Annotated in this window: 10 protein-coding genes and 2 tRNA genes; 1 reads left to right on the top strand and 11 read right to left on the bottom strand. The window is 60.4% G+C overall.

Annotated elements, in window-relative coordinates; genetic code table 11:
- Positions 1-640 precede the first annotated feature (640 nt).
- The 10 genes from dmul_RS15795 to dmul_RS15750 form a co-directional block, all read right to left on the bottom strand.
- Positions 641-2,305, bottom strand: coding sequence for a cytochrome-c peroxidase (locus dmul_RS15795; RefSeq protein ID WP_020877787.1), 1,665 nt, complete (start codon positions 2,303-2,305; stop codon positions 641-643).
- 648 nt (positions 2,306-2,953) lie between these two features.
- Positions 2,954-3,031, bottom strand: a tRNA-Glu gene (locus tag dmul_RS15790).
- A 31-nt stretch (positions 3,032-3,062) separates the two neighbouring features.
- Positions 3,063-3,135, bottom strand: a tRNA-Lys gene (locus tag dmul_RS15785).
- Positions 3,136-3,255: 120 nt separating this feature from the next.
- Positions 3,256-4,710 (bottom strand): TrkH family potassium uptake protein, encoded by a 1,455-nt coding sequence (locus dmul_RS15780; protein WP_020877786.1) that lies wholly within the window; start codon positions 4,708-4,710, stop codon positions 3,256-3,258.
- Positions 4,711-6,075: a Trk system potassium transporter TrkA gene (gene trkA / locus dmul_RS15775; protein WP_020877785.1), complete on the bottom strand. Its 1,365-nt coding sequence runs from the start codon at positions 6,073-6,075 to the stop codon at positions 4,711-4,713.
- Between the two features lie 202 nt (positions 6,076-6,277).
- On the bottom strand, positions 6,278-7,039 hold the full coding sequence (locus dmul_RS15770; protein WP_020877784.1) for an energy-coupling factor transporter transmembrane component T family protein: 762 nt from the start codon (positions 7,037-7,039) through the stop codon (positions 6,278-6,280).
- On the bottom strand, positions 7,027-7,776 hold the full coding sequence (locus dmul_RS15765; protein ID WP_020877783.1) for an energy-coupling factor ABC transporter ATP-binding protein: 750 nt from the start codon (positions 7,774-7,776) through the stop codon (positions 7,027-7,029). Before dmul_RS15765 ends, dmul_RS15770 begins: the two co-directional genes overlap by 13 nt.
- Positions 7,757-8,335 (bottom strand): biotin transporter BioY, encoded by a 579-nt coding sequence (locus dmul_RS15760; RefSeq protein WP_020877782.1) that lies wholly within the window; start codon positions 8,333-8,335, stop codon positions 7,757-7,759. Before dmul_RS15760 ends, dmul_RS15765 begins: the two co-directional genes overlap by 20 nt.
- Positions 8,332-9,291 carry a biotin--[acetyl-CoA-carboxylase] ligase gene (locus dmul_RS15755; protein WP_020877781.1) on the bottom strand — a complete coding sequence of 320 codons (960 nt, stop codon included), beginning with the start codon at positions 9,289-9,291 and terminating at the stop codon, positions 8,332-8,334. The genes dmul_RS15760 and dmul_RS15755 overlap by 4 nt, the downstream gene beginning before the upstream one ends.
- Before the next feature lie 95 nt (positions 9,292-9,386).
- Entirely contained in the window at positions 9,387-10,148 is a 762-nt protein-coding gene (locus tag dmul_RS15750; protein WP_020877780.1) for a UDP-2,3-diacylglucosamine diphosphatase, read from the bottom strand.
- 328 nt (positions 10,149-10,476) lie between these two features.
- On the opposite strand from dmul_RS15750, the gene dmul_RS15745 reads away from it, so the two are divergent.
- A complete protein-coding gene (locus tag dmul_RS15745) occupies positions 10,477-10,881 on the top strand; it encodes a universal stress protein (RefSeq protein ID WP_234979105.1) in 405 nt (134 codons plus the stop codon).
- 3 nt (positions 10,882-10,884) lie between these two features.
- On the opposite strand, the gene ptsP is transcribed toward dmul_RS15745, so the two are convergent.
- Positions 10,885-13,161 (bottom strand): phosphoenolpyruvate--protein phosphotransferase, encoded by a 2,277-nt coding sequence (gene ptsP / locus dmul_RS15740; protein WP_020877778.1) that lies wholly within the window; start codon positions 13,159-13,161, stop codon positions 10,885-10,887.
- Between the last annotated feature and the right edge of the window lie 243 nt (positions 13,162-13,404).

Here is a 13,404-nt window from a genome sequence, read left to right as displayed (position 1 = left end):
CTTTGACTCGTTCAACGATCCCGGATGCAACATGCCGGCATGGGTGGACCGTATTTATCGAAACTGATGCGTTTCTTCCTCCGGACGACGGGTCAAGTCCGCCGACGGCGTAACATTGTGGGGATGGCTTTGTTGATCAAGCAGGCGGCGTTGTGGATCCCAAACAGGGCGATGGCGCTTGCATAAAAGGACGGAAATTCATGGATCGGCTGGATCGGGCCGCCGGCGAACCCTTTATTCACAGGTACGGTTGACCTGATATTATGGTGCTGAAGGGATGTTCAGGAAATATTGCCCAGTCTCAAAATATGCGACTTGCACGAAACGTAGATTCAGCTGTCAGGGTTGTCAAGTCTCTATCAAAAAATTATATGATAATCTATAGGGATAATTACTTAATTTATGTGGGTATTACACATAGTTCCATTTAGGCGTTAATACCTATGCAAATAGTTATATATATTCGTAACATGTTCCCCCAACTGAGCGATTCTGTTGCCGCACAGCAAAATTCCATACAGCAACTTTCTTCGAGCGGTCGATGCCTGCGCGCCGGATGCAATGACCGGCGCGGCGACATTCGGCATCGTCGTTGTTCGTGATCAGGGTATCAAGGTATCGAGGCCGGGTTCCGTCAGAGCTACTTATACGGCTTAGGCGCCTTGGCGGTATGCGTGTCCGTGAACGTTTTCAGGTAGGCAACGATTGCAGCCTCTTCCTCCAGGGTCAGCCCCAGGTCTCCAAAACGCCCCCCTCCTAGTACGGCGCCAAAGGTCGGGCTTCCGGGTTGGAGGGGATTGGCATACGCAGGTGCCGGCCAGCAGTTGTTCGCCAGGGCATCCCTTTCCGTCTCTATGCCGTCCGGGCATCTCGTGATCCCGAAAGAGTCGGCGGTTGGTCCCCCGATCAGACCGGTGTTGTAAAAATGGACGATGCTCTCCATGCTCTTGAACCAGCCGTTGTGGGTGTATGCCTTTGTAAACCCCTCGCCTTTGCGCTTGTTCACGTTGCGAAGCGTCGTCGTCTTGTGGAACCCGCGATGATCACAATTTCTTCTGAATCCACCGGCCGTACATCCGGGAGACAATGGGTCTCCCACCACACCCGTCAGACCCGCAAGGCCCAGGTCGGGATCAATCAGCGTGCCGTCGGCATTGTACGTGGGTGGAATCTCCGGGTTCCGGGGCACGCCGATGTTATGGAAGCCGTCATCCGAATAAAGTTGTTCAGGCTCTTCACCGGTGTCAGCGCCGGGATTGTCGCTGTGACAGCCTGCACACCCTGCGGACTTGCCGTCAGGGTTCAACGCACTTTCCACGCCATAGAACAGATCATGCCCCAGATTCTCTTCATCCGTAAAGCCGTCCAGGGGAAACAGACCGTCTTCATCGTTGCGAAGTTCGATGTCCCGTCTGGAGCTGAACGAGTTGAGATCTGGCGAGGCCTGCCAGGCACAGACCGCCAGCATGATTCGTTTGAAGCTGATGTCGAACGCTTTTTCGGGAAAAAGCGAAGGATCTGCCTGTGTGTTGACGAGAGGATCCATATCCGGAGCACTGACGGCGACCGGCGTGTCGCTGCAATCGATATCAACACCCCAGACAAGCTTGTAAAGGGGTGCGTATTTTGCCGATTTGACGTGTTGACAAACCGCTTTTCTGTCGATGTTCTGTTCGACTGGATTCGGCATCGGATTCAATGCCTGATCTGCGGTTGGACCGAAATAGAGGCTGTAGGCATCCTGAAGGTCGTCCGGAAGAGGTGTACCATCTGTTTTATAGAATACTTCCTCCCCAAGATGTTTTGCAGCCCCTTCCGGAAATTGCGGAGGCCATTCGTTGCCTTCCGATCGGGAATTCCAGAAGTTGCCGCCGCACCAACCGGGTACGCCGAAGTTGCAAGGCGCGAGCGGACCGATGAAGGTTGCATAGGCGTTGGTCGGCGGCTTGAGGTTGCCGATCGTGTGCGGGTTGGCACCGGTGATCGCCACCTGATGCAGGTTGACCCCTGCAACGCTTCCCGTTCCACCGGTTTTGGGATCGTGGCAGGTGACGCACCCCATGCGTTTGGGTGAGGATATCTTGTCGAAGAATACGTACTTTCCCAATTTTTCAATGTTGGTCAGCTCAATGTCTATGTCGCCGCTTTTGTTTGATTTCGCGGTGGCATACCCAAAGACGACGCCCACCAGGCAGCCGGCGATAAGAATTGCCCCCAATGCGCTTCGCGTTTTTGAAAAAAAGGACAAAGATCCATTCTGATTCGATCCTACCCGAACTGAAACCTTGATGTGATTTGATTTCATTGTTTCACCCCTTTTTGTAGGATTCATGAACGGCTGTGGTACTCTGTTAGAAACCGATAGGCCTCACACCACCTCCTTTCATTGCCGGCCGATGCTCCGGTCCTGCGTCTGTACTGCGGAATCGGCATTTACGGTTTAAACCCTCGACAGGTACTCTATGCGGCCATTTTGAAGACAGATAAGCCATGAAACCGCTAATGCTGAACTTCTCCTTGGATTGAGAGGGTGTTATGTGCAGTCCCGATAGGGACGGATGAAGGGATTCAGCTTCAGCAACAGGCTCGGAGAGAACCATATCCTACGGATCGAAGTGCGTATGTATCAGAATTCTATTTTAGAATTTCCTACCATATCCGGGTGAGAGTCTCAATACGTTCAATCGTGTATTTCAGGGTGAAAATCCCTGCAGATACATCTTCGGTTCTTCTGCGTATCCGGTGACAGCCTTAGACGGCAACACCCAGTAATGGAGGCTCCTGAATCAGGACGGGGTCGTGTTTTCAGCGTTCCCGCATTTGGCCGCAAGACGAGGCGGGGTGTTCAAACCGGGAAGATTTTTGTGTCCGGAATCTGTGTCCGCAACAAAAAAGCCGCCCGAAGATAAGATCTTCAGGCGGCTATTACATAGGAAATCATGTAATTGTCTATTGGCGTCCCCAAGGGGATTCGAACCCCTGTTGCCGGCGTGAAAGGCCGGTGTCCTGGACCAGGCTAGACGATGGGGACGTGCATCTTTTTTTACGGCCGATAAGGCTTATGGGCCGTGCTGGGCTCGAACCAGCGACTCTCTGCTTAAAAGGCAGATACTCTACCGTCTGAGTTAACGGCCCTCAAAAAAAGACCCCGCTTCTATATCCGGATCTGTTGGGGTTGTCAATAAAAAAAAGGTCGCGTCCGCGGTTTTTTCGGGAAGCGGGTCCCCGGCGGCACGACGGTCTCCGGGGCAGGGCTTATTTCCGCCAGAACTCGGGCACCAGCAGAATGATGACGGTGTAGATCTCGAGGCGCCCCAGGAGCATGCACCAGATGAGGATCCATTTGCCGAAAAGAGGGATGTCGGCGTAGTTCTCCACCGGGCCCACCATGCCGAGGCCGGGGCCGATGTTGCCGATGGCGGCGGCGACGGCGCCGAAGGCGGTGACGAGATCGACCCCGGTCCCGGCCAGCAGGACCACGGCGACGGCGAAAAGCATCATATAGAGGGCCAGAAAGCCGAGGACGCTCCGCACGACGTCCTCGGGCACGGTTTTGCCGGCGATCTTGACGTGGGTGACCGCATGGGGGTGGATGAGGGAGAAGAGTTCCTTGTAGCAGTACTTGAAGCAGACCATGACCCGGAGGCATTTCATGCCGCCCCCCGTCGAACCGGCGGAGCCGCCGATGAACATGCACAGCAGCAGGATGATCTGGGACATGGCAGGCCACTGTTCATAGTCGGCCGTGGCGAATCCCGTTGTGGTGATGATGGACGCCGCCTGGAAGACGCTGTACCGGAAAGCCCCCGTCGCCGTCTCATAGACGGTGCCGAATATGTCGAAGGCGATGACGAGGGTCAGGAACAGGGTCGTCCCCAGAAAGAAGCGGCACTCGGCATCCCGCCAGAAGGCCAGGGTCTGCCCCTTGAGAAACTGATAGTGGAGGGTGAAGTTGATGCCGGCCAGCAGCATGAAGAGGGTGATGACCATGTCGATGTAACCGCTGTCGAAATGGGCCACCGAGGCGTTTTCCGTCGAGAATCCGCCGGTGGGCAGGGTGGTGAAGGCGTGGTTCAGGGCGTCGAAGAGATCCATGCCGCCGAACATCAGGAGCACCACCTCGACCGCCGTGATCAGGGCGTAGACCTTCCAGAGGATCATGGCCGTGTCGCGGATGCGGGGCTTGAGCTTGTCCGGCACCGGGCTCGGCACTTCGGCCTTGTAGAGCTGCATGCCCCCCACCCCCAGGATGGGAAGGATGGCCAGGGAGAGGACGATGATGCCCATGCCGCCCAGCCATTGGATGAAGCTCCGCCACAACAGCATTCCCTTGGAGACCGGCTCGATCTCCCTCAGGATGGATGCGCCGGTGGTGGTGAATCCCGACACCGACTCGAAGAGGCAGTCGGTGATGCCGCCGAACTGGCCGCCCAGGTAGAAGGGCAGTGCGCCGAAGGCCCCTACGGCCATCCAGCCGACGGCGACGATCCCCATGCCCTCCCGGGGCGAGACATAATCGTTTCGGGCGTTTTTCCCCCGGAGCGACAGAAAAAGAAGGCCGCCCACGGCAAGGCAGACGCCTATGGACAGGAAGTGGGGCAGGAGGGGCTCATCCCGATAGATCAGGGCCGTTGCAAGGGGCAGGAGCATGAAAAGGCCGAGGAAGAAGAGCAGGATGCCGACGACGTAGAAGATGTAGTGCCATCGCATTTAAAAATACTCCAGCTTGACCGACAGGATTTTTTCGACCTTCGGGATGGCTTCCCGGCGGGCGAAGATGATGATCCGGTCGTTGGGCGCCACCACGCTCTGTCCCGTTGGAATGATTACCTCCTCGCCCCTCAGGATAGTGGTGATGAGGACGCCCTTGGGGAAGGTGATGTCCATCAGGGGCTTGCCTACGATGTCGGTGGTCTCCAGGGCCACCGCCTCCATGATCTCGGCGTCCTCGCCCCGGATGGAGACGCTGCTCAACACCTTGCCCCGGCGGATGTGCTGGAGGATGGTGTTGATGGCCGACAGGCGCGGGTCCACCACCTGGTCGATGCCGATGGTGTGCATCAGAGGAAAATAGCTGAACTTGCTGATCTTGGTGATGGTCTTTCGGGCTCCCAGTTGCTTGGCCAGGAGGGAGGCCAGGATGTTGGTCTCCTCGTCGTCGGTCAGGGTGATGACCACGTCCGAATCCTGGATGTTTTCCTCCCGCAACAGGGCCTGGTCCGAGCCGTCGCCGCAGAGCACCACGGATCGGTTCAGTTTTTCGGCAAGAATGGAGCATCGGTCGGAACGCTGTTCGATGATCTTGGTGTGAACCGACTTCTCTTCGAGCCGGAGGGCCAGCCGGAGGGCGATGCGCCCGCCCCCGATGATCAGCACCCGCCGGATGGGTTCGGCGTGCTTGTCGAAGATCCTGAGGGATGCCTCCAGGTCCTTGTCCTCGGTGATGAAATAGATGAGATCGCCGGCTGTCAACCGGTCCTTTCCCGAGGGTACGATGAGACGCTCGTTCCGGATGATGCAGAAGATCAGGGGGCGATGTCCCGGGATCCGTCCGGGGAGGTCCGAAAGCCGGGCCCCGACGATGGGGGTGGTCTCGTCGAGGCGGACCCCGATGAACTTGACCCGCCCGCCGGCGAATTCCCCCACGTCCGTGGCACCGGGGACGCTCATCAGGTGCTCGATGGTCTTGACCACCTCCATTTCGGGGTTGATGACGGTGTCGATGTTGGGAGGGTTTCGGCAAAAGGCCTCGTGATACTGGTCGTAGTCGCCCCCTCGGATCCGGGCCAACTTCTTGGTGGACGGCGAAAGGATGTGGGTCACCATGCAGGCCACCAGGTTGGTCTCGTCGCTGTTGGTGACGGCGAGCATGATCTCGGCTTCCCTGACCCCGGCCTGTTCCAGGATTGCCGGGCTGCCGCCCCGGCCGATGATGGTCTGGACATCGATGTGGTCCGAGACGCGACGGATGGCCTCGGCGTTGTCGTCGACGATGACGACCTCCTTGTTTTCCCGGGAAAGGTGGCTGGCGATGTGAAATCCCACCTCGCCGGCGCCGATAATGACGATTTTCAAGAGAGACGGCTCCTTTGCGCAATCGTGCCGGTTGTTGACGGGGCTGTGAAACGGGATCCGCGGATGGTTCGAAGCCCGGCGCCCATGACCGGTTCCGGATACGAATCGTTTAGGCTTTACTATAGCGGGGAGGGTGTGTCAATTGCCGGAACGGATGGGGTCCGCACCCCGCGGAATTTCGAGGGCGGCCGGCTCGGGGCCGTCAGAAGGGGAGGGCTGCCGCGACGGCGCAGGCGGCGGCCGTGACGATCAGCGCCGTCCAGTCCCGGGAGGTTGCCGAAAACCGGGGCCCGGTGCGATCCTCGGTGTAGCATCGGGCCTCCATGGCGACGACGAGCCGTTCGGCATCTTCGAAGATGCGCCGCAGCAGGGCGATGCAGAGGGTCGCCACCCGGAAGACCGGGTTTTTCCGGCACTCGATGCACCGGGCGCGCTGGGCGTCGGCGGTTTCCCGGGCCTGGTTCAGGATCATGGGGATGAAGCGGACCAGGAGGCTGATCATGGTGCCGGCCTGCTGTTCGGGGATGAAGGGGATCGGTGCCAGAAGCCGGATTACGGCCCCGCGGATCTCCGAGGGCCGGGTGGCGGCGATGAAGATGATGCCGGCCAGAACGACGCCGGCCAGACGCCAGCAGACCAGCACCCCGGCTGCGACGCCTTCCCGGGTCACGCTGATCCCCGCGGCGGAGAAAAGGACCGACCCCGGCGTGGACAGGGCCCGTGCCGCGAAGACCAGAAAGAGCAGCACGGCGAGATAGCGCAGCTCTTTCAGCATCGAGCGAAGGGGGATGCCGAGGCGGAAAATGCCCGCAAGGCCCGGTACGGTCAGTCCGGCCAGGCCCCAGATCCCGCATTGGAGGACCGCGATGCCGATTACGGCCAGGCAGAGGAGCTTGAACCGTGCGTCGAGCCGATGGAAAAGGGAGCGGCCGGGGCGGAAGCCCAGGGTCGTTATCTCAGCCATGACGACAGGGGCATCCCGTTGCGGGAGGCTTCGGGCTCCCGCACGCCGAGGGCGTCGATGCCTTTTACCGTCTCGGCCGGGAGACCGTTCCGGGCGACGCGCCCTGCGCTGATCACCACCAGGCGGTCGGCGTGGGCCAGGACCTTTTCCAGATCGTGGGTGGTGAGGAGGATGGTGTGGCCTTGTCGGTGGAGGGCGACGATCTGTGCGAGCACTTGGCGGACCCCCGGGTAGTCCAGGTTGGAAAAAGGCTCGTCGAAAACCAGGACCCGGGATCGCATGGCCAGGATCCCCGCAATGGCCACCCGGCGTTTTTCTCCCCCCGACAGGAGATGGGGCCGCTGGTCCTCGAAACCGGCAAGCCCCACGGCCGCCATGGCCGCCGTAACCCTGCGATGGATCCGATCGGGCTCGAGCCCGAGGTTTTCAGGCCCGAAGGCTACGTCGTCGTAAACGGTTTCTCCCACGATCTGGCTGTCGGCATCCTGAAACACCATCCCCACCGTCCTCCGGGCGCGGATCGGATCGTCGGCCGTCGAAACGCCGTCCACGAGGACCCGGCCGTCATGGGGCAGAAGAAGGGCGTTCAGGTGCCGGAGAAAGGTGGTCTTTCCCGAGCCGTTGGCGCCGGCCACCACGACGAACTCACCTTCCCGGACGACAAGATCGATGCCGGAAAGGGCCGTCGTTCCGTCGGGAAACCGGTGGATGAGGCCGCTAACCTCGAGAATAGCCATCAGCCGGATGGGATGCGAGCCTGCCGACCGTCATCGGTCGGAGGGTTCGGGCGATGGGGACGGCGGCCGCGATCTTGAGGACGTCGCCGATGAGAAACGGCAGCATTCCCACCGCCGCGGCCCTGGACCAGGACATCCCGGTCACGACCTTGAGATAGGGTACGCCCATGGCGTAGATGACGAGGGCTCCCAGGCTCATGGCGACGACGTCGCCCATCACCCGGCCCCCGGCCTTCCGGCTCACGATGCCGACGATCCAGACCGCCGGCAGATAGGCCAGGAGATACCCCCCCGTGGGGCCCAGCATACGGCCGATGCCGCCGGTACCGCCGGCAAAGACCGGGAGACCGATGGCGCCGGCCAGAAGGTAGATGCCGACGCCGGCCAGGCCCCACCGGGGTCCCAGAAGCAGCCCGGCCAGGAGGACGAACATGTTCTGGAGAACGATGGGCACAGGGCCGATGGGAACGGCCAGAAAGGCGCCTGCGGCGATGAGCGCGGCGAAAAGCGACGCCTGGACGGTCCGGCGGAGCTGCTCTGTATTCGGGGTTTGCGTCATGATGCGGGTGTTCCTTTGTTTTCGTTGTCCTGGGGGGACGGGAAAAAGCAGTCCCCGTAAATCACCTTCTGCTGCGTGCCGTCGTCAAGGGTCAGGATCAGGGCACCGTCCGGGTCCACGTCGGCGGCGAGGCCCTCTATGACCTCGGTGGCGGTGGCCACCCGGACCCGACGGCCCAGGGGCATGGCCACGGTCTTCCAGGAATCCACCACCGTGTCGTAATCGACCCCGGCCAAACGCGCTTCGAAGTCGTCGAGAAAGGCGGCGATGAGGTCTTTCCGCGATATCCGTTTCCCCAAAAGGCGTGCCATGGAAACGGCGCCGGGTTCGTGGGGGGTGGGGTCATTGTTGACGTTGAGCCCCATGCCGATGTTGATGTGGGCCGTCATATCGCCGATGATCTCCATTTCCGAAAGCATGCCGAGGAGCTTCTTCCCGCCCGCCAGGATGTCGTTGGGCCATTTGGCCCGGGCATCGAGGCCGTAGCGATCCCTGAGGAGTCGGGTCATGGTGAGGGATGCGATAAAATTGACCCGGGAACTCAGCAGCAGCGGGATATCGGGCCGGACGATCACGGTCATGTAAACGCCGCCCGCTTCGGACAGCCATTGACGCTGGAGTCTTCCCCGTCCGTGGGTCTGGATTCCGGCGATGACCGTCGTGAGATGGGGCGCGCCGTTTCGGGCGAGGTCACGGGCTGCGATCATGGTGGAGGCTGTCCGGGGAAGATAGTGGATGCGATCTTCCCGCCCTGGAAATTCCCAGGGGAAGGGGGTGTCGGGGGTGTCCAGGAGCTGGTAGCCCTTTGGTCCGGCGAAGATGTCGTATCCCAGGTCCTGGAGCTTCCGGATATGTTTCCAGACGGCGACCCGGGAGGTGCCCAGGGCGGTGCTCAGCGTCTCCCCGGAGACCACCTCCCGACGGGTTCGGAGGATATTCAATATGGCGGCTTTCATGACCCCTCTATGCGTGCGCCGGGGTGTCCAACGCGGTTTGGGATGTTCTGGTTAATTTATTTTAAGGGGAAGGTTAACGAAAAAGGGGAGACAAGTCAACCGATTTTGACGGCTGCGACAGCGCGGTCCGGCACGCGTCGATGTCGCGGCATCCGGCCTTCCGACAGGGCCTGCCACGGCAGGTGGACGACCCGGCCGGTGCGAGGGTCGAAGCGGGTGATCCTGCCGGTGTCCATCCAGGCGGGGAGGAGGTGGAGATGTGCCCCGTTTTGTTCGAAAAAGGCCTCCTGGTGAAAATGGGCCGCAAAAACGCGGTCGATGCCCGATGTCCGGGCGGCCGACAGGAGATCCAGGAGCGCTTTCCGTGGGAGGTGGTTTCGAAAGGTCGGGTTGGTGTGTTTCAGCTGCTTCTTGACGATCTCGGCAATGAAGGGCCCCCAGGGGAGTCGACGGAGCATCTCCTTGACGAACCGGTTCTTGGTGAGTTTCCTGAAGAGAAGGTAGTTGCGATCGAGGGGGTTGATGCGGTCCCCGTGACAGAAAAGGCTGCCGCGGCCGTCGATCCTGAAGGCCCGATCGGTGGCCCACGAAAAGGCGTCTCCTTTCTCCTCGGCCAGGAAAAATTCATGGTTTCCCTCGATGTAGCCGATCTTCCGGTGCATTCCCTGGCGGCGGCACCACGCGAGAAACCGGGCGTGGACGCGCTGTTCGTAGCCGGGCAGGGCGATCCACAAGTCGAAGATATCTCCCATGAAAACGATGTCTTCACGGGTCCCCTCGAGGGCGTCCAGCATCCGGAAAAAATGGCGGTGGGTGCCCTTGGCGGTGTTGACGTGGGCGTCGGCGATCAGGATCATGGCGTCAATCAGCCCCTTTCGGCCTGGGATCGCGGGATCGGGAACGCTCCGCTCATGGGACGATCCTCCTGTCAGGGTAACGCCGGCCCGCGATCCCAGGGTTCATCTTGATTGTTTCATGACACTGCTGTAATATCATTATGTTAATCTCTGAATTGCATGATACCATTTCAACTGTCGATTTTCACAGGCCGGTGCCTCTATCCGGTCATCGCATGAAAGCCGAAAATTGAGATACCATATCATGTTGAATCGCGATCCGCAAAAAACGGTGTCGACTCGGATTCCCGGCGATCTGGACGAAGGCCGGGAGGAGACTGGGGGGACCATGGAAAAGCAAATGATCATTCTGGTGGCATATGACGGCTCCAATGCGGCTAGGGATGCCCTCGAACTGGGTTTGAAGCATGCCGAGGCCTTCAAGGGGAAGGTGGTCCTCATCCGGTCCCTCACCGGCGGGTCCGGCAAGGACAGCGACGACATTCAGCGGGCCGAGGATGACCTGGCCTACGCGGAACGGCGCTGCAGGGAACGATCCCTTCCCTGCGAAACCCATCTGCTCATCCGGGGATTGAAGCCCGGGGAAGACATTGTCCGTTATGCCGAAGAGTGCGGTGCCGATGAAATCGTCATGGGCGTCAGGCGCCGGTCCAAGGTCGGGAAGATGCTGTTCGGATCGAATGCCCGATACGTCATCATGGAGGCCGCCTGTCCGGTGGTGACGATAAAATAATCCCTATCCCGACGTCGGGGTTTCAAGCACTTTGAGGGCACCGGCCAGGGTGTCTTCAGCCAGCAGGAGTCGGGCATGCCGCTCGGCTTCCGCCAGGGTCAGGCCGGCAATGCGTTCGCGGAGCGCCGGCAGAAACTGCGGGCCGACGCTCAGGATGCGGATGCCGATGCCCAGCAGGAAGGGAATGTACGCCGTCTCATGCCCCATCTCGCCGCAGACGGCGATCTCGCGTCCGGCGGTCTTCGCCGCACGGACGACCCTGGCCAGTCCCCGCAGCACCGCCGGATGATAGGCTCGGTAATAGTCGGCCACCTTTTCGTTGGTGCGGTCGACGGCCAGGGTGTACTGGATGAAATCGTTGGTGCCGATGGAGAAGAAATCGGCCTCCCGGGCCAGGGCCGGCATGATCTCCACCACCGAGGGGACTTCCACCATCATCCCGATGGACGGGCCGGGGTGATGGGGGAGGTCTTCCCGTTTCAGGTCACGCACGCAGGCATCGACAACCGAACGGGCATCGCGGAATTCGTCCAGCGAGGAGATCATGGGGAACATGATCCGGAGATGCCGAGCCTCCGCGCCCGCCCGGAGGATGGCCCGAAGCTGCTGTTCGAACAGGGGGCGGTTCCGGAGGGAAAAGCGGATCGACCTGAGCCCCAGGTCGGGGTTCTTTCCGCTGGTGGCGTTTGCATAGACCAGGGCCTTGTCCCCGGCGATGTCAAGGGTGCGTATGGTGACCTCCCGGTCCGCCATTTCATCGAAAAGATGTTTGTAGACGAGATACTGCTCTTCCTCCGACGGAAAGGTCGGGCGGATGATGAAGGGGAACTCGGTCCGGTAGAGGCCGATGCCTTCGGCATTCAGTTCCTTGGCCGTGGAGAGCTCGCTCAGGAGGTTGATGTTGGCCAGGAGGCGGACGCGCGTTCCGTCGCCGGTCTGGGTGATCCGGCACACCGTGCTCGGAGATGCGGCTGCGATCTTGCCGGCAGCCTCCTGTCCGGCGAACTGGAGGAGGATCTCCTGATCCGGTCGGATATAGATGTTTCCCACGTTGGCGTCGAGAAGGACCGGCGTCTCTTCCGGCAGATGCATCAGGTGAGGATGATCGGCGATCACCAGCGGGATTTTGAGGGAGCGCGCCAGGATGGAGACATGGGAGGTGATGCCGCCTTTGACCAGGATGACGCCCTGGACCTCCTCGGAGGCCATTTTCAATATTTCGGACGGATAGAGCTCCGCCGCCACGACAATCTTTCCCTTTTCATTCTCCTGCTTTTCAGCGCCCCGCCGGAAGAGATTTTTCAGGATGCGGCCCGCCAGGTCCTCCATATCGCTGACCTTTTCACGGATATAGGCATGGCTGCTCGACGCGAAGACGTTGATGTAGTGGCGGGCCACGTTTTTAACGGCCTCCGGCGGGGAGACGCCCTCGGCGATCTGGTGGACGATCCGGTCGATGAACTTGGGGTCCTTCAGGATCATGAAATGGGCCGTGAAGATGAGGGACGCGCTTTCAGGAAGCCGCTCGGCCAGTCGGGACTGCAAATCGGCGAGCTGCCGGGAGGTTTGCCGGACGGCCTCGTGAAAATCCTCCACCGTAAAGTTTTCGTTCCGGTGGGCGTCGCCCGACAGAAAGGCGACGTGGCTTTTCTTGAAAAAGGTGATGGGACCCTGGGCGATACCTTCGGAGGCCGACTGCCCCCGGATGAATTGGAGGGATGCCGGGGCCTGGACCTCGGGGTGGGTCCCGGTGGCCTCGTAAAGATCCATGAGCAGCCGCGCGTTCTCGACGGCGCCGGCCAGTTGGGACGCCGAGGCTTTCAGCGCCATGACGTCTCTTTCGGAAAAATAGTCCGCTGTCTCGTGCTGTACCACCAGGACCCCGATCCGCTGAACGCCCCGTTGAATCGGGACGGCCAGGAAGGACTCGAAGCGTTCCTCGTCGGCCTCCTCGAAGTATTTGAACAGGGGATTGCCGCCGGCGGCGGATTCCCGGATGGGGTGAAGGTTTTCGAAGGTCGCTCCCACGAGGCCTTCGCCGGGTTTCATGCGAATCCGCCCCACCGCCTTGGGGTTGAGCCCTATGGTGGCCCTCAGAATCAGCTCCTCCGCGGATTCGTCATAGAGGTAGATGGAGCAGACGTCGGCCTTTAGATGCCGGGAAACCAGCCGGACAGCGCTGTCCATGAAGGTTTCGATGTTGTGGCTTCCGGTGACCAGTGCCGCAAGCTCCCCGATGTCGCACAGCAGGTTGAAATGATCTCGATCTTTACGGGACATAAACGGAACCTCCCCAATTTTTCCGAAGCCCTGGACAGCCCTGAACACGGCATGCACCTCCCGGCCGTGTCCTGGGATCGATCCCTGCATGAGGCTCACGGGCGGCATCCCATGCGGCATCCGGCAGGCTGTGGGCAGGGCCGCATCCACGGCAACCGTGGCGGAAACAACACGACAGCCTTACAGTAAGCCAAGTCAGGACACACTGTCAAAACAAACTTTCCCGTTTCAGAGGCTCGGGCT

The sequence above is a fragment of the Desulfococcus multivorans genome, from assembly GCF_001854245.1.
In the GTDB taxonomy this organism is placed as follows: Bacteria; Desulfobacterota; Desulfobacteria; order Desulfobacterales; family Desulfococcaceae; genus Desulfococcus; species Desulfococcus multivorans.
Note: the sequence above shows the minus strand (reverse complement) of the source record. Positions and strands in the feature narration are given on the sequence as shown.

What these genes read in the sequence shown, in the direction of transcription:
- dmul_RS15795 (WP_020877787.1), bottom strand. Translation starts at nt 2,305, where the DNA reads ATGAAATCAAATCACATCAAGGTTTCAGTTCGGGTAGGATCGAATCAG.
- dmul_RS15780 (WP_020877786.1), bottom strand. Translation starts at nt 4,710, where the DNA reads ATGCGATGGCACTACATCTTCTACGTCGTCGGCATCCTGCTCTTCTTC.
- dmul_RS15770 (WP_020877784.1), bottom strand. Translation starts at nt 7,039, where the DNA reads ATGGCTGAGATAACGACCCTGGGCTTCCGCCCCGGCCGCTCCCTTTTC.
- dmul_RS15765 (WP_020877783.1), bottom strand. Translation starts at nt 7,776, where the DNA reads ATGGCTATTCTCGAGGTTAGCGGCCTCATCCACCGGTTTCCCGACGGA.
- dmul_RS15760 (WP_020877782.1), bottom strand. Translation starts at nt 8,335, where the DNA reads ATGACGCAAACCCCGAATACAGAGCAGCTCCGCCGGACCGTCCAGGCG.
- dmul_RS15755 (WP_020877781.1), bottom strand. Translation starts at nt 9,291, where the DNA reads ATGAAAGCCGCCATATTGAATATCCTCCGAACCCGTCGGGAGGTGGTC.
- dmul_RS15750 (WP_020877780.1), bottom strand. Translation starts at nt 10,148, where the DNA reads ATGATCCTGATCGCCGACGCCCACGTCAACACCGCCAAGGGCACCCAC.
- dmul_RS15745 (WP_234979105.1), top strand. Translation starts at nt 10,477, where the DNA reads ATGGAAAAGCAAATGATCATTCTGGTGGCATATGACGGCTCCAATGCG.
- ptsP (WP_020877778.1), bottom strand. Translation starts at nt 13,161, where the DNA reads ATGTCCCGTAAAGATCGAGATCATTTCAACCTGCTGTGCGACATCGGG.